Annotated in this window: 13 protein-coding genes; 9 read left to right on the forward strand and 4 right to left on the reverse strand. The window is 68.6% G+C overall.

Translation table 11 applies throughout. The features are described 5' to 3' along the window. Window positions 1-21: 21 nt before the first annotated feature. The 3 genes from nuoN (at window position 22) to ACAV_RS06350 (ending at window position 2,513) form a co-directional block, all read left to right on the forward strand. A complete protein-coding gene (gene nuoN / locus ACAV_RS06340) occupies window positions 22-1,515 on the forward strand; it encodes an NADH-quinone oxidoreductase subunit NuoN (protein ID WP_013593744.1) in 1,494 nt (497 codons plus the stop codon). Window positions 1,516-1,642: 127 nt separating this feature from the next. Next, a complete protein-coding gene (locus ACAV_RS06345) occupies window positions 1,643-1,948 on the forward strand; it encodes a DUF2818 family protein (RefSeq protein ID WP_013593745.1) in 306 nt (101 codons plus the stop codon). A gap of 70 nt (window positions 1,949-2,018) precedes the next feature. Beyond that, window positions 2,019-2,513, forward strand: coding sequence for a DUF1178 family protein (locus ACAV_RS06350; protein WP_013593746.1), 495 nt, complete (start codon window positions 2,019-2,021; stop codon window positions 2,511-2,513). A 47-nt stretch (window positions 2,514-2,560) separates the two neighbouring features. Here the strand turns inward: ACAV_RS06350 and ACAV_RS06355 are convergent, their stop codons facing one another. Beyond that, window positions 2,561-4,396 (reverse strand): ABC transporter transmembrane domain-containing protein, encoded by a 1,836-nt coding sequence (locus ACAV_RS06355; protein ID WP_013593747.1) that lies wholly within the window; start codon window positions 4,394-4,396, stop codon window positions 2,561-2,563. Between the two features lie 340 nt (window positions 4,397-4,736). Between ACAV_RS06355 and ACAV_RS06360 the strand changes: the two genes are divergently transcribed. From ACAV_RS06360 to ACAV_RS06385, 6 genes are all read left to right on the forward strand, one after another. Continuing rightward, a complete protein-coding gene (locus ACAV_RS06360; RefSeq protein ID WP_013593748.1) occupies window positions 4,737-5,510 on the forward strand; it encodes an ABC transporter ATP-binding protein in 774 nt (257 codons plus the stop codon). Then, window positions 5,510-6,220, forward strand: coding sequence for an ABC transporter ATP-binding protein (locus tag ACAV_RS06365; RefSeq protein WP_013593749.1), 711 nt, complete (start codon window positions 5,510-5,512; stop codon window positions 6,218-6,220). The genes ACAV_RS06360 and ACAV_RS06365 overlap by 1 nt, the downstream gene beginning before the upstream one ends. A gap of 72 nt (window positions 6,221-6,292) precedes the next feature. Beyond that, window positions 6,293-7,513: an ABC transporter substrate-binding protein gene (locus ACAV_RS06370; RefSeq protein WP_013593750.1), complete on the forward strand. Its 1,221-nt coding sequence runs from the start codon at window positions 6,293-6,295 to the stop codon at window positions 7,511-7,513. A gap of 63 nt (window positions 7,514-7,576) precedes the next feature. After that, window positions 7,577-8,782, forward strand: a complete 1,206-nt coding sequence (locus ACAV_RS06375) for an ABC transporter substrate-binding protein (protein ID WP_013593751.1) — start codon at window positions 7,577-7,579, stop codon at window positions 8,780-8,782. 47 nt (window positions 8,783-8,829) lie between these two features. Further along, window positions 8,830-9,714 (forward strand): branched-chain amino acid ABC transporter permease, encoded by an 885-nt coding sequence (locus ACAV_RS06380; RefSeq protein WP_013593752.1) that lies wholly within the window; start codon window positions 8,830-8,832, stop codon window positions 9,712-9,714. A 19-nt stretch (window positions 9,715-9,733) separates the two neighbouring features. After that, a complete protein-coding gene (locus tag ACAV_RS06385; protein WP_013593753.1) occupies window positions 9,734-10,714 on the forward strand; it encodes a branched-chain amino acid ABC transporter permease in 981 nt (326 codons plus the stop codon). A gap of 13 nt (window positions 10,715-10,727) precedes the next feature. On the opposite strand, the gene ACAV_RS06390 is transcribed toward ACAV_RS06385, so the two are convergent. The 3 genes from ACAV_RS06390 to ACAV_RS06400 are packed head-to-tail and all read right to left on the reverse strand — an operon-like array spanning window position 10,728 to window position 14,038. Beyond that, the gene (locus tag ACAV_RS06390; RefSeq protein WP_013593754.1) at window positions 10,728-11,852 is read right to left on the reverse strand and encodes a lipocalin-like domain-containing protein; all 1,125 of its coding nucleotides are present in this window, start codon (window positions 11,850-11,852) and stop codon (window positions 10,728-10,730) included. 2 nt (window positions 11,853-11,854) lie between these two features. Then, on the reverse strand, window positions 11,855-12,934 hold the full coding sequence (locus tag ACAV_RS06395; RefSeq protein WP_013593755.1) for a PLP-dependent cysteine synthase family protein: 1,080 nt from the start codon (window positions 12,932-12,934) through the stop codon (window positions 11,855-11,857). Window positions 12,935-12,988: 54 nt separating this feature from the next. Then, entirely contained in the window at window positions 12,989-14,038 is a 1,050-nt protein-coding gene (locus ACAV_RS06400; RefSeq protein ID WP_049791229.1) for a tetratricopeptide repeat-containing glycosyltransferase, read from the reverse strand. Between the last annotated feature and the right edge of the window lie 822 nt (window positions 14,039-14,860).

Raw genomic sequence — 14,860 nt, forward strand, 5'->3', positions numbered from 1 at the left:
GACTGACAACGAGAGACCGAGATGATTGACAACATCAGCTGGCTGGCGGTGTACCCGGAGATCGTGCTCCTGGTGATGGCCTGCGTGATCGCCCTGGTGGACCTGGGCGTGACGAGCCCCCGTCGCACCGGCACCTACGTGCTCACCATGCTCACCCTGGCCGTCGTGGCCGTGCTGCAGGGCATGTACGCGAGCAGCGGCAACACGTTCTACGGCTTCGGCAACATGGTGGTCAGCGACGCCATGGGCAACTGGCTCAAGTGCTTCGCGACCATCGCCGTGATGGTGACGCTGGTCTATGGCCGCCCCTATGCGGCGGACCGCGGCATGCTGCGCGGCGGCGAGCTGTTCACGCTCTCGATGTTCATGCTGCTGGGCGTGTTCGTCATGGTGTCGGGCAACAACTTCCTGGTGATCTACCTGGGCCTCGAACTGCTCACGCTGTCCAGCTACGCGCTGGTGGCACTGCGCCGGGACCACACCACGGCCACCGAAGCCGCCATGAAGTACTTCGTGCTCGGCGCGATGGCGAGCGGCTTCCTGCTCTACGGCCTCTCGATGCTGTACGGCGCCACCGGTTCGCTCGACATCGGCCAGGTCTTCAAGGCCGTGAACTCGGGCCAGATCCGCCACCAGGTGCTGGTGTTCGGCCTCGTGTTCGTCGTGGCCGGCCTCGCGTTCAAGATCGGTGCCGTGCCCTTCCACATGTGGATTCCGGACGTGTACCAGGGTGCCCCGACCGCAGTGACGGTCATCATCGGCAGCGCGCCCAAGCTCGCGGCGTTCGCGATCATGATCCGCCTGCTGGTGGACGGCCTGCTGCCGCTGGCCATCGACTGGCAGCAGATGCTGGCCGTGCTGGCGATCGGCTCGCTGCTCGTGGGCAACCTGGCGGCCATCGCGCAGACCAACCTGAAGCGCATGCTGGCGTACTCGACCATCGCTCAGATGGGCTTCGTGCTGCTGGGCCTGCTGTCGGGCGTCATCAACGGCAACGTCGATGCGAACGCGGTCGAGAACGCCTACAGCTCGGCGATGTTCTACATCCTGACCTACGTGCTGACCACGCTGGCGAGCTTCGGCATCATCCTGCTGCTGGCGCGCGAAGGCTTCGAGAGCGAAGAGATCTCGGACCTGGCCGGCCTGAACCAGCGCAGCCCGCTCTACGCCGGCGTGATGGCCATCTGCCTGTTCTCGCTCGCCGGCATCCCCCCGATGGTGGGCTTCTACGCCAAGCTGGCCGTGCTGCAGGCCCTGGTGGCTTCCGGCCAGGCCCCGTACATCGCGCTGGCCGTGTTCGCCGTCGTGATGTCGCTGATCGGCGCGTTCTACTACCTGCGCGTCGTGAAGGTGATGTACTTCGACGCACCGCTGACGGCCACCAGCGTGTCCGCGCCGCTCGACGTGCGCATGGTGCTCACCGTGAACGGTGCCCTCGTGCTGGTTCTCGGCCTCGTGCCGGGCGGCCTGATGGCACTGTGCGCAGACGCGGTGGTGCGCGCCCTGGCCACCTGAACGACCGTTCGCGGAGGCCGGCCGCCATTTCCGATTTCCCGCTCCATCGCGCTCCGCCACCATACGGGTGCGGCGGTGCAGAGCGTGGAGGGGCGGCTTCCTTCCGGACCTGTTGCGATCGCTCCCCGTGTCATCCTCCGCATCCATCTGGCTCGTGATCGTGGCGGCGCTCGTGGCCGCCAACCTGCCTTTCTGCAACCACCGCTGGCTGGTGGTGGGGCCCCGCGCAGTGCCGGCCAAACCCCTGGCGGCGCGGCTGGGGGAATGGCTGCTGTGTTATTTCCTGGTGGGCGGGCTGGCCCTGCTGCTGGAAAAGCGCGTTGGCCAGATCGCCCCGCAGGGCTGGGAGTTCTATGCCGTCACGGTCGCGCTCTTCGCGACGCTGGCCTTTCCCGGTTTCGTCTATCGCTACCTGCTGCGCCGCAGGGGCTGACGTGGGCCGCAGGCGCCTGTGCCCTTGCCCGCGCACGTGAACGTTACGCCACGGACCCCATTGCATCATCATGAAGGTGCTTGACCTGCATTGCGCATTCGACCATGCCTTCGAGGGATGGTTCGCATCCGAAGCGGATTTCCAGGACCAGCTCGCCCGTGGCCTGGTGGAGTGCCCGCTGTGCGGCAGCCGGGAGATCCGCAAGGTGCTCAGCGCCCCCCGGCTGAACCTGAAGTCTTCCGCCGGAGCGGCCGTGGCGGTGCCCGGCGCTGCCGGGAAGGCGGACCAGGCGATGCCGTCCGGTCCCTCCGCTCCCGGAGGGGCGGGGCCCACGCCCCAGTCCCTGCAGGCTGCGTGGCTGCGGCTGGCGCGCCATGTGATGGCCCATACCGAGGACGTGGGAAGCCGGTTCGCCCAGGAGGCGCGCCGCATCCATGAGGGCGACGCCGAGGACCGGCCCATCCGCGGCCAGGCCAGCGTGCAGGAGACGGTGCAGCTGCTGGAGGAGGGCATCGCGGTGCTGCCGCTGCCCCTGCCGGCCTCCGCCAAGGAAACCCTGCAATAGCCCGCAGGGCCGCCCCATGCGGCGCCCGCCGGCTCGGCCTCCCCCGGTCAGGCCGTGAACTGCAGCGCCGCGAGTCGGGCATACGGGCCGCCGCGCAGCATCAGCTCGGCGTGCCGCCCCTGCTCGACCACCCGTCCCTGTTCCATCACGACGATCCGGTCCGCATTCTGGACCGTGGCCAGGCGGTGGGCGATCACCAGCGTGGTGCGGCGCCGGCCCTGCGAATGCAGCGCGGCATCCAGCGCGGCCTGCACCATGCGTTCGCTCTCGGCGTCCAGCGCGCTGGTGGCCTCGTCGAGCAGCAGCAGCGGGGCGTCCTTGAGCAGGGCGCGGGCGATGGCGATGCGCTGGCGCTGCCCGCCCGACAGGCGCACGCCGCGCTCTCCCAGGAAGGTGCCGTAGCCTTCGGGCAGTGCGGCGATGAAATCGTGCGCGAACGCCGCGCGCGCGGCGGCCTCCACCTCGGCGTCGCTGGCATCGGGCCGGCCGTAGCGGATGTTCTCGCGGGCCGAGGCCGAGAAGACCACGGCATCCTGCGGTACGACGGCGATGCGGGCCCGGAAGTCGTCCAGTGCCAGCGTGCGCAGGTCCTTCCCGTCCAGCAGGATGCGACCGCCTTCCGGTGCCGGATCCACGTCGTAGAAGCGCTGCAGCACCTGGAAGACGGTGGTCTTGCCGGCGCCGCTTGCACCCACCAGCGCCACGGTCTCGCCGGGCTGGATGTGCAGGTCGAAATCCCGCAGCGCGGGCTGCGCGGGCCGAGAGGGATAGTGGAACCCGACATGCTCGAAATCCACGCGCAGGCCCTGGCTGCCCGCGGGCAGGGGGGTGGGCGCCGTGGGCGAGGCGATCGCAGGGCGGGCCGCCAGCAGTTCCATCAGCCGCTCGGTCGCGCCGGCCGCGCGCAGCAGGTCACCATAGACCTCGCCCAGCACCGCGACCGCGCCGGCCAGCAGCATGACGTAGATCACGGTCTCTCCGAGCTGCCCGGCCGACATGTCGCCGGCCAGCACGGCCTGCGTGCCGCGGTACAGGCCCCAGAGCAGCAGCCCCGCGTTGGCGACGATGATGAAGGCCACCAGGGCGGCGCGCGCCCGGCTGCGGCGCACGGCGGCGTCGAAGGCGTGCGCGGTGGCGGCCTGGAAACGCGCGCTTTCACGGGCCTCCGCCGTATGGCTCTGCACCACGGGAATCGCGTTCAGCACTTCGCCTGCGAGTGCGCTGGCGTCCGCCACCCGGTCCTGGCTGTCGCGCGACAGCCGCCGGACCCGGCGCCCGATCCAGGCTGTGGGAGCGACCACGAGCACGATGCCCAGCAGCACGACCGCCATCAGGCGCGGATGGCTCCAGACCAGCATGCCCAGCGCGCCCAGTCCCATCACCGCGTTGCGCAGTCCCATGGACAGGGAGGAGCCCACCACGGTCTGCACCAGCGTGGTGTCGGTGGTCAGGCGCGAGAGGACTTCGCCCGTCTGCGTGGTTTCGAAGAAGGCCGGGCTCTGGCGCAGCACGTGCGCGTACACGGCGTTGCGCAGGTCGGCGGTGACCCGCTCGCCGAGCCAGCTGACCAGGTAGAAGCGAGCCGCCGAGAACACGCCGAGCGCCACAGCCACGCCGAACAGCAGCCCGAAGTGCTCCCGCAGCGCCATGGCTTGCGCGCCGCGGTCGCCGGGCAGCAGGCCGCCGTCGATCAGCGAGCGCAGGGCCACGGGAAAAGCCAGCGTGGCAGCCGCAGCCAGCACCAGGAACACGAGGGCCAGGGCGATGCGGCCTGCATACGGCCGCAGGAAGGGGACCAGGCCCGCCAGGGCGCGCGTGGGCGGGCGCGAGGGATTTCCCGGGGGCGTGGCGGAATGGCGGGGCGGTGCGGAGGCGACTGGCATGGTGACGCCAGTGTAAGAAGGTGGCGGCCCGCACGGAGAGCACCTTTGTCGTGTCGGATGTTTGCTATCTGAAATATAGCAACATACCGATACCCCACGGCGTCCACGGGTGAAGGTGGTCTTTGAGGTGGACAGGGTTCCAGGCGAAGCCGCGATCGCGTGAAAAGGCTCCGAGGGCAGGGCGGGGGGTGTTTGCTTAGGCGTTTATACATAGGCATTTGTCCCAGTTCCTGGCCTTCGGCACGGCGGCATACGATGCACCGCAACCTGCCCCCCGGCATGCGCCGCCGTTCCTCGCGCGGCGTGCCGGAGGGGCCCACCACGGAGCGGCTCCTGCCCCATGAGCGACGACGTCATTCTCGAAACCCGCCATCTCACCAAGGAATTCAAGGGCTTCACCGCGGTGAGCGATGTGAACCTGTCGGTGCGCCGCGGTTCCATCCATGCGTTGATCGGCCCCAACGGCGCGGGCAAGACCACCTGCTTCAACCTGCTGACCAAGTTCCTCGAACCCACGTCCGGCACCATCACCTTCAACGGCGCGGACATCACCCGCGAGGCCCCTGCGCAGATCGCCCGGCGCGGGGTGATCCGCTCGTTCCAGATCTCGGCCGTGTTCCCGCACCTGACGCTCACCGAGAACGTGCGGCTCGGCCTTCAGCGCCGGCTCGGCACCTCGTTCCATTTCTGGAAAAGCGAGCGCAGCCTGGCGCACCTCGACAGCCGGGCGCGCGAACTGCTCGCGGAAGTGGGCCTTGCCGACCTGGCCGACGAGGTCACCGTCAACCTGCCCTACGGCCGCAAGCGCGCGCTGGAGATCGCCACGACCCTGGCGATGGAGCCCGAGCTGATGCTGCTCGACGAGCCCACGCAGGGCATGGGCCACGAGGACGTGGACCGCGTCACGCAGCTCATCAAGAAGGTGTCGGCGGGCCGCACGATCCTCATGGTCGAGCACAACATGAAAGTCATCTCCACCATCGCGGACCGCATCACGGTGCTGCAGCGCGGGGCCGTGCTGGCCGAGGGGCCGTACGAGGAGGTCTCGCGCAATCCGCAGGTCATGGAGGCGTACATGGGCACGACCGACGGCCAGCTGCAGGGAGCCCACTGATGGCCGCCCCCGCTCTCGAAATCCGCGGCCTGGAGGCCTGGTACGGCGAATCGCACGTGCTGCACGGCGTGGACATGGTGGTGCAGCCCGGCGAGGTGGTGACCCTGCTGGGCCGCAACGGCGCAGGCCGCACCTCCACGCTGCGCGCGGTGATGGGTTTGACCGGCGCCCGCAAGGGCTCTGTGAAGATCAACGGGCAGGAAACCATCCAGATGCCCACGCACCGCATCGCGCACCTGGGCGTGGGCTACTGCCCCGAGGAGCGCGGCATCTTCTCCAGCCTGTCGTGCGAGGAGAACCTGTTGCTGCCACCCGTGCTCAAGACGGGCCGCTCCGGCATGCCGCTGGACGAGATCTACGCGATGTTCCCCAACCTCGCGGAGCGCCGCCACAGCCAGGGCACGCGGCTGTCGGGCGGCGAGCAGCAGATGCTGGCCGTGGCGCGCATCCTGCGCACGGGCGCGCAGCTGCTGCTGCTCGACGAAATCTCGGAGGGGCTCGCACCCGTCATCGTGCAGGCCCTGGCGCGCATGATCACCACGCTGCGCCAGAAGGGCTACACGGTGGTGATGGTGGAGCAGAACTTCCGCTTCGCCGCGCCGCTCGCCGACCGCTTCTACGTGATGGAGCACGGCAGCATCGCCCTGCAGTTCGGCGCCGACGAGCTGGAGCAGCGCATGCCGGTACTCAACGAATTGCTGGGCGTGTGAGCCGCCGGCCTCGCCCGCGCCACGCCGAAATCGACCCGAACGAACGACCATCCAGCCTCAGGAGACGACGACATGACGAAACACCCTCGCACCACCGCGACCTTCAAGACCCTCGCCGTGGCGCTCGGCCTCGCAGGCCTGTGCGCCGCCTCGGCCGTGCAGGCGCAGGACGGCAAGGTGAAGATCGGCTTCATCACCGACATGTCGAGCCTGTACGCCGACGTGGAAGGCAAGAACGGCGCGGTGGCGATCCAGATGGCGATCGACGATTTCGGCGGCAAGGTGCTGGGCATGCCGATCGAACTGGTCTCGGCCGACCACCAGAACAAGGCCGACATCGCCGCCAGCAAGGCGCGCGAGTGGATCGACACGCAGGGCCTGACGATGCTCTTCGGCGGCACCAACTCGGGCACGGCCCTGGCGATGGCCAAGGTGGCGCAGGAGAAGAAGCGCGTCTTCATGGTGAACGGCGCGGGTACCTCGGCGCTGACCAACGAGCAGTGCAGCCCCTACACCGTGCAGTACGCCTACGACACCGTGGCGCTCGCCAAGGGCACCGGCGGCGCGGTGGTGCAGCAGGGCGGCAAGGACTGGTTCTTCCTGACGGCCGACTATGCCTTCGGCGCCGCGCTGGAGGCCGACACGGCCAAGGTCGTGAAGGAAAAGGGAGGCCGCGTGCTGGGCAGCGTGAAGCACCCGCTGAATGCCTCGGACTTCTCCTCGTTCCTGCTGCAGGCGCAGAACTCCAAGGCGCAGATCCTGGGCCTCGCGAACGCGGGCGGCGACACCATCAACGCCATCAAGGCCGCGCGCGAATTCGGCATCAACAAGAGCATGAAGATGGCCGGCCTGCTGGTGTTCCTGACGGACATCCACAGCCTGGGCCTGAAGAACACCGAAGGCCTGCTGCTCACCACCAGCTGGGACTGGAACCTCGACGACAAGACGCGCGCCTTCGGCCGCAAGTTCTTCGCCAAGACCAAGCGCATGCCCACGGACATCCAGGCGGCCGACTACTCGGCCACGATGAACTACCTCAAGGCGGTGGAGGCCGCCAAGAGCACGGACGCCGACAAGGTGATGGAAAAGCTCAAGTCCACGCCCATCGACGATTTCTACGCCAAGGGCAGCATCCGCCCGGACGGCCGCTTCGCGCACGACATGTACCTGATGCAGGTGAAGTCGCCCGCCGAATCCAAGGAGCCATGGGACTACTACAAGGTGGTCGCCAAGCTCCCCGCCGACCAAGTGTGGACCACCAAGGCCGAGAGCAAGTGCGCGCTCTGGAAGTGACGCGCCGCGCCTGACAGCCGCTTTCCCGCGATGGACGAACGACAACAGAAGGAGACAAGGACCATGGCATACGGAATCACGAAACTGGCACTGGCGCTCGGCGCCGCAGGGCTCTTCGCGGCCTCGGCCGCGCACGCGCAGCAGGACGCGCCGGTGAAGATCGGCTTCATCACCGACATGTCGAGCCTGTACGCCGACGTGGAAGGCAAGAACGGCGCGGTGGCGATCCAGATGGCGATCGACGATTTCGGCGGCAAGGTGCTCGGCCGGCCGATCGAGCTGCTCACGGCAGACCACCAGAACAAGGCGGACATTGCGGCCAGCAAGGCGCGCGAGTGGATCGACACGCAGGGCCTGACCATGGTCTTCGGCGGCACCAACTCGGGCACGGCGCTGGCCATGGCCAAGGTGGCGCAGGAGAAAAAGCGCGTCTTCATCAACAACGGCGCGGCCACCTCGGCGCTGACCAACGAGCAGTGCAGTCCCTACACCGTGCACTACGCCTACGACACCGTGGCGCTCGCCAAGGGCACGGGCGCGGCCATCGTGGACGCGGGCGGCAAGAGCTGGTTCTTCCTCACGGCCGACTACGCCTTCGGCCACGCGCTGGAGGCCGACACCTCCCGCGTGGTGAAGGAAAAGGGCGGCACCGTGGTGGGCTCGGTGCGGCACCCGCTCAACGCGTCGGACTTCTCGTCCTTCCTGCTGCAGGCGCAGAACTCCAAGGCGCAGATCCTGGGCCTGGCCAACGCGGGCGGCGACACGATCAACTCGATCAAGGCCGCCAAGGAGTTCGGCATCGGCAAGAACATGAAGCTCGCCGGCCTGCTGATCTTCTTCAGCGACATCCACAGCCTGGGCCTGAAGACCACGGAAGGCCTGCAGTTCACCACCAGTTGGTACTGGGACCTGAACGACGAGACCCGCAAGTTCGCAGACCGCTTCATGGAGAAGACCAAGCGCCGCCCGACCGAGATCCAGGCGGCCGACTACTCGGCCACCATGAACTACCTCAAGGCCGTGGAAGCCGCCAAGAGCATCGAGGCCGACAACGTGATGGAGGCCTGGCGCGGCATGAAGATGGACGACTTCTTCAACAGCGGCACGCTGCGCCCGGACGGCCGCTATGTGCACGACATGTACCTCATGCAGGTGAAGACGCCCGCGGAATCCAAGGGCACCTGGGACTACTACAAGCTCGTGAAGAAGCTGCCGGGCGACCAGGTCTTCGCCACCAAGGCCGAGAGCAAGTGCGCGCTCTGGAAATGACCCGCACCGCCTGAGCGCCCTCCACCCGCATCCCAAGCCGCCTCCCCATGGAAATCTTCGGTGTCTCTTTGCCGGCCCTGCTGAGCCAGCTCCTGCTGGGGCTGGTCAACGGCTCGTTCTACGCCATCCTCAGCCTGGGGCTGGCGGTGATCTTCGGCCTGCTCAACGTGATCAACTTCGCGCATGGCGCGCTGTTCATGCTGGGGGCGCTGCTCACCTGGATGGCGGGTTCGTATTTCGGCATCAACTACTGGGTGATGCTGGTCGCGGCGCCGCTCGTCGTCGGCCTTTTCGGCGTGGCGATCGAGCGGCTGCTGCTGCGCTGGATCTACAAGCTCGACCACCTCTACGGCCTGCTGCTCACGCTGGGGCTCACGCTGCTCATCGAGGGCGTGTTCCGCTCCATCTACGGCGTCTCGGGCCTGGGGTACGACACGCCGGAGCTGCTGGAGGGCGCCACCAACCTCGGCTTCATGATCTTGCCCAACTACCGTGCCTGGGTGGTGGCGGCGTCCATCGTGGTCTGTATCGGCACCTGGTATGTCATCGAGAAGACCAAGCTCGGCGCCTACCTGCGCGCCGGCACCGAGAACCCGCGCCTGGTGGAGGCCTTCGGCATCAACGTGCCGGTGATGATCACGCTCACCTACGCCTTCGGCGCGGCGCTGGCCGCCTTCGCGGGCGTGCTCGCGGCGCCGGTGTACCAGGTCACGCCGCTCATGGGGCAGAACCTCATCATCGTGGTGTTCGCGGTGGTGGTGATCGGCGGCATGGGCTCGATCATGGGCTCCATCCTCACGGGCCTGGGCCTGGGCGTCGTCGAAGGCTTCACCAAGGTGTTCTATCCCGAGGCATCGTCCACCGTGGTGTTCGTCATCATGGTGGTGGTGCTGCTCATCCGCCCCGCCGGCCTGTTCGGCAAGGAAAAGTGACCAGGACGGGGCCGCGCACATGCACCACAAGAATCTCGCCACTTTCGGCTATGGCCTGCTGCTGCTGGGCCTGATCGCCGCGCCGTTCCTCGGCGCCTATCCCGTGTTCGTGATGAAGCTGCTGTGCTTCGCACTGTTCGCTTCGGCCTTCAACCTGCTGCTGGGCTACACGGGGCTGCTGTCCTTCGGCCATGCGGCCTTCCTGGGGGGCGCGGCCTACGTCGCAGGCCATGCGATCAAGGTCTGGGGGCTCACGCCCGAGGTCGGCCTGCTGCTGGGCACGGCCGGCGGCGCGCTGCTGGGCCTGCTGTTCGGCTGGCTGGCCATCCGCCGCCAGGGCATCTATTTCTCGATGATCACGCTGGCGCTCGCGCAGATGCTGTTCTTCGCCTGCCTGCAGGCGCCGTTCACGGGCGGCGAGGACGGCCTGCAGGGCGTGCCGCGCGGCAAGCTGTTCGGTGTGCTCGACCTGTCCAGCGACGTGACCATGTACTACGTGGCGCTGGCCGTGGTGGTCGCTGCCTTCCTGCTGATCGTGCGCACCATCCATTCGCCGTTCGGCCAGGTGCTCAAGGGCATCAAGGAAAACGAGCCGCGCGCCATCTCGCTGGGCTACGACACGCAGCGCTTCAAGCTGCTGGCCTTCGTGATCTCGGCCGCCATCGCGGGGCTGGCCGGCTCGCTCAAGACGCTGGTGCTCGGTTTCGCCACGCTGTCGGACGTGCACTGGACGGCCTCGGGCCAGGTGATCCTGATGACGCTCGTCGGCGGCCTGGGCACGCTGTCCGGCCCGCTGGTCGGCTCCGCCGTGGTGGTGTTGCTGGAGAACAAGATCGGCGAATTCGGCAACCTGCTCGCGTCCCTCACGGGCGTGGACTGGTTCCGCACGCTGGGCGAGTCGGTGACCATCGTCACCGGCCTGATCTTCGTGGTCTGCGTGCTGGCGTTCCGCCGCGGGATCATGGGGGAGATCCTGGCAAAGATCAGGAAAACCTCCTGAGTCGCCTTTGGCATTACAGGCGCAGCGCGCCTGCGTAGCCCGTGAGTTCCAGGTAGCCGCGTCCCACCTCGCTGCCGGAGGCGTCGCGCAGCACGCTCAGGCCCTCCCAATAGATCGCGCCGGTGGAGCCGCGGCTGTCCAGTTCCTGGTCGTCGGCCAGGGCTTCGACCTCGAAGCGGCCGGCGGGTGTGTCTATGCGCCAGGCGACGGGGTAGCGCGTGCCGGTGCGCGGGCTGGTCCAGTGGCGCAGGGGGGCGAACGCCACGGCCTGCCCGTCCTCGAAGATCTGCAGCGCGGCATCCGCGCCCCCGCGGAACGAACCGCTGGCCCAGAGCGCGCTGCCGTCCTGGCGTCGCAGCCGGAAGGCCGTGAGCGCGCCGCCGTTGTCCAGGTTCATGCCGATCCAGTCCCAGCCCACGGCCTCGGGGTGCATCAGGGCCTCGCTCCACTCGTGGTCCAGCCAGGCGCGCGCCGTGCGCGGGGCACCGCTGTCGTCCGTGCCGATGGCAAGGCGCCGGCCGGGCAGCGCGATGGTGCCGCGTACTGCCAGCTGGGGCTGGCTGTAGTAGTAGCTCGCCTGCTCCGGCTGCGGCCCCTTGCGCGACAGGCCCTGGCGGCCCTGCAGGACGAGCGGCTGGGTGCTGTCGAACTGCAGTTCCAGGGTGAAGCGTTCCGCCGGAATGCGGGCGACGTACCGGCTGCCGCCGTCCGCGGTGCCGCTGCGGGCCAGCGACCAGTCCCCGATCCGGATGGCGGTGTCGGATTCCTGCGCCCGTGCCACGCCGAAGCCTGCGCGCGCGATGCGCTGGTCGTGCAGCAGCCGGCCGCTGCGCACGTCGGTGAGCGCGGCGTGCGCGAACAGCAGCTGGTGGGCCGCGAAGGCGGAGCGCAGCGTTCGGGTCTCGTCTACCCGGGAGCGGAAGAAGGTGATCTGGAACCCCCAGTCCTGGCCGTCCGCGCGGGCATGTCCGGTGATGTACCACCACTCGGTGCGCAGGTCCGGGTGGCTGCCGTGGTCGCGGGGGAACGACAGGGCACGCGCGGGCAGCGCGTGTGCCGGCCTGGGCACCCACGCGCTGGCGGACGCGGCGCCGAGCGCGGCGGCGAGGCAGGCGCGGCGCGTCGGGCGGCCCGGCATGGTCAGGCGTCCATGCTGGCCTGGATGCCGGCGCGCGCGGCCGCGCAGTCGCCGATGGTGCCGGCCACCCAGGCATCGTCGAAGTAGGTGGGCAGGTAGCGTTCGCCCGAGTCGCACAGCAGCGACAGCAGCGAGCCCTGTTCGCCGCGCTTGCGCATGCCGCTGGCCAGGCGCAGCATGGCGGCGAAGTTGGTGCCCGTGGAGGGGCCGACACGCCGCCCGAGCAATTGCGAGAGCACCTGCATCGCCGCCACCGAATCGGTGTCCGCCACTTCCTCCATGTGGTCCACGAGCGTGCGGATGAAGCTCGGCTCCACGCGCGGGCGGCCGATGCCCTCGATCCGCGAGCCCGCCGCCGTGAGCGTCCCGTCGCCCGAGCGCCAGTACGCGCTGAACACCGAGCCGGCCGGATCGGCCACGCAGACCTGGGTGGCGTACTGCTGGTAGCGGATGTAGCGGCCGATGGTGGCGCTCGTGCCTCCCGTGCCGGCTCCGACCACGATCCAGCGCGGCACGGGGTGGCGCTCACGCTGCATCTGCACGAACATGCTCTCGGCGATGTTGTTGTTGCCGCGCCAGTCCGTGGCCCGTTCGGCATAGGTGAACTGGTCCATGTAGTGCCCGCCGGTGTCGGCAGCGATCGCGCGCGCCGCGTCGTACACCTCGGCAGGGTTGTCCACGAAGTGGCAGCGGCCGCCATGGAACTCGATCTGCGCCACCTTTTCCACCGAGGTGCGGCGCGGCATCACCGCCACGAAAGGCAGGCCCAGCAGCCGCGCGAAATACGCCTCGCTCACTGCTGTGGAGCCGCTCGAGGACTCGACGATGGTCGAGCCTTCGTGCACCCAGCCGTTGCACAGCGCGTACAGGAACAGCGAACGCGCGAGCCGGTGCTTCAGGCTGCCCGTGGGATGGGTGGACTCGTCCTTCAGGTAGAGGTCGATGCCGTGGGCCGCATACGCCGGCAGGTTGAGCGGAATGAGGTGCGTGTCGGCGCTGCGGTGGTAGTCGGCCTCGATGCGGGCAATGGCTTCGTGCAGCCAGCCGCCGGGCGCCGCGCCGGAGGGGGGGAGTGGGGTCATGCGGGAAGTATCGCAGGCGCGCGGGCCGCGGCGGCCCGCGCTCCGTATCCTGCGCTACAGCCCGAAGAAGGGGCGGTTGGCCTCGATGCGCGCGGCCTCCGAAGGCGGGAAGCTCCTCTCCTGCAGCAGCTTCTGCAGCGCCTCGCGGCCCTGCTCGAAGGACTGCACGTAGAACGCGCTCACGGCGAGTTCGTCGAGCGAGCGCCATGCATAGACGCCGGCATCCACGAACAGGATGTCCGCGGGCCGCGGCATGCGCGCCGCCTGCTGCGCGTAGAGGTGGGCCAGCGCGAACTCCGACCGCAGCCGGTGGTAGCGGGCCAGTTCGCACAGGGGCTCCGCGCGCGCGGGCCGTTGCGCATAGGCCGCGAGGTAGGCGTCGCGCACCTCGTGCGGCGGGGCTTGCAGCCGTTCGGTGAGCACGGCGACCTGGAAGACCGCGAACCAGCATTCCTCGTCCCAGCCGCCCATCGCCGCGCGCCGGCGGTAGGCTTCGCGGGACTCCTGAAGCCGCCCCGCGTCCCGCAGGCTCTGGGCCAGGTAGAACGCGTAGCGCGTGTTGCCGGGCTCGTCCCGCAGCGCCTGCTCGAGCACGGCGATGTCGCGCAGGTAGGTCTGCGGATCGCGGGCACGGGCACCGTCGTGCGACACATCGATCAACGGGCCGGGCAGCGGCTGCCAGGGCGCATGCGCGGGGGCTGCCAGGAACTCGTGCAGCACGCCCTCCCAGCGCCAGGGCACGCGCGCGGCGACCATGGCGTTGCGCAGGTATTCGCAGTCGCCCATGCGGCAGGTGAACATGTACCCGTCCGCGGACATCGCGGGCCAGGCGAAGCCCTCGGGCACGCGCAACTGCTCGTCCGCATCGATGAAGAGCACGTAGTCCGCCTGCGGCCTGGCGAGCTCCAGCGCCTCGTTGCGGTTGTGCGCGAAGTTCTTCCAGGGCCTCTCGTGCAGGCTGCCGGGCACGCCCTGCAGGAATTCGCGCACGATGTCCTGCGTGCCGTCGGTGGAGCCCGTGTCCACGATCACCCAGTGGTCGATGAAGGGCCGCACGGAAGCGAGGCACCGGGTGATCACCGGTGCCTCGTTCTTCACGATCATGTTGAGGCAGATGCGGGGGGACTCGGACAATGGCAACGGCTTTTCTCGCAAGACTGCAGTGATGCAATAGTCAACAGCAAGACGATTTTGGCATCTGGCCTGCACTTCGCCACGGAGCAGATTCCCTTGATACGAAGCCGATACGGCTGGCAGGATATGCGGTTAGCACAGAGCTGCCCTCTGCATCATTGGCAATACGCCTCAGCAGTGATGGTTACTGCGGAGTTGCATGAAAAACTGCATGTCCATTGATTGCTGGTACTGGCGGGCCTGAATGACCGTGAGATGCTGTTCAGCGTCGTGTCATTGGAATGGCATCCTCCTGACACCACCGATCCGGAACTGCAGGTGGCGGTCACATCTTGCGTGCCACTCCCGCCGCAGGTGCCCGTATTTGTACTTCGCGTCAATGTGCCCACGCTCCCCGTCGGGCCCGTGGCCCCGGTCGCGCCGGTGTTGCCTGTCGCACCTGTAGGGCCGGTGGCCCCGGTGGGACCTGTCGCTCCAGTGTTGCCCTGAACACCCTGGATGCCCTGGATACCTTGCGGACCCTGTGTGCCCTGGGGGCCCGTCACACCCGTGGCTCCGGTCGGGCCGGTCACCCCGGTGGCGCCCGTGGCACCCGTGATGCCCGTGGCGCCGGTCGGTCCCGTGGCTCCGGTCACGCCCGTGGCGCCTGTCGGGCCCGTTGCGCCGGTGGCTCCGGTTCCGGAAGGCCCGGTGGCCCCGGTCACCCCGGTGGCGCCCGTCGGGCCGGACGCGCCGGTGGCGCCCGTCGCACCCGTGGCGCCGGCAGGGCCCGTCGCCCCGGTTGGGCCCAGG

Origin of the sequence: Paracidovorax avenae ATCC 19860 (assembly GCF_000176855.2) — a bacterium.
Taxonomy (GTDB): domain Bacteria; phylum Pseudomonadota; class Gammaproteobacteria; order Burkholderiales; family Burkholderiaceae_C; genus Paracidovorax; species Paracidovorax avenae.

What these genes read in the sequence shown, in the direction of transcription:
- ACAV_RS06385 (WP_013593753.1), top strand. Translation starts at nt 9,734, where the DNA reads ATGCACCACAAGAATCTCGCCACTTTCGGCTATGGCCTGCTGCTGCTG.
- ACAV_RS06355 (WP_013593747.1), bottom strand. Translation starts at nt 4,396, where the DNA reads ATGCCAGTCGCCTCCGCACCGCCCCGCCATTCCGCCACGCCCCCGGGA.
- ACAV_RS06400 (WP_049791229.1), bottom strand. Translation starts at nt 14,038, where the DNA reads ATGATCGTGAAGAACGAGGCACCGGTGATCACCCGGTGCCTCGCTTCC.
- ACAV_RS06395 (WP_013593755.1), bottom strand. Translation starts at nt 12,934, where the DNA reads ATGACCCCACTCCCCCCCTCCGGCGCGGCGCCCGGCGGCTGGCTGCAC.
- nuoN (WP_013593744.1), top strand. Translation starts at nt 22, where the DNA reads ATGATTGACAACATCAGCTGGCTGGCGGTGTACCCGGAGATCGTGCTC.
- ACAV_RS06365 (WP_013593749.1), top strand. Translation starts at nt 5,510, where the DNA reads ATGGCCGCCCCCGCTCTCGAAATCCGCGGCCTGGAGGCCTGGTACGGC.
- ACAV_RS06380 (WP_013593752.1), top strand. Translation starts at nt 8,830, where the DNA reads ATGGAAATCTTCGGTGTCTCTTTGCCGGCCCTGCTGAGCCAGCTCCTG.
- ACAV_RS06370 (WP_013593750.1), top strand. Translation starts at nt 6,293, where the DNA reads ATGACGAAACACCCTCGCACCACCGCGACCTTCAAGACCCTCGCCGTG.
- ACAV_RS06350 (WP_013593746.1), top strand. Translation starts at nt 2,019, where the DNA reads ATGAAGGTGCTTGACCTGCATTGCGCATTCGACCATGCCTTCGAGGGA.
- ACAV_RS06360 (WP_013593748.1), top strand. Translation starts at nt 4,737, where the DNA reads ATGAGCGACGACGTCATTCTCGAAACCCGCCATCTCACCAAGGAATTC.
- ACAV_RS06375 (WP_013593751.1), top strand. Translation starts at nt 7,577, where the DNA reads ATGGCATACGGAATCACGAAACTGGCACTGGCGCTCGGCGCCGCAGGG.
- ACAV_RS06390 (WP_013593754.1), bottom strand. Translation starts at nt 11,852, where the DNA reads ATGCCGGGCCGCCCGACGCGCCGCGCCTGCCTCGCCGCCGCGCTCGGC.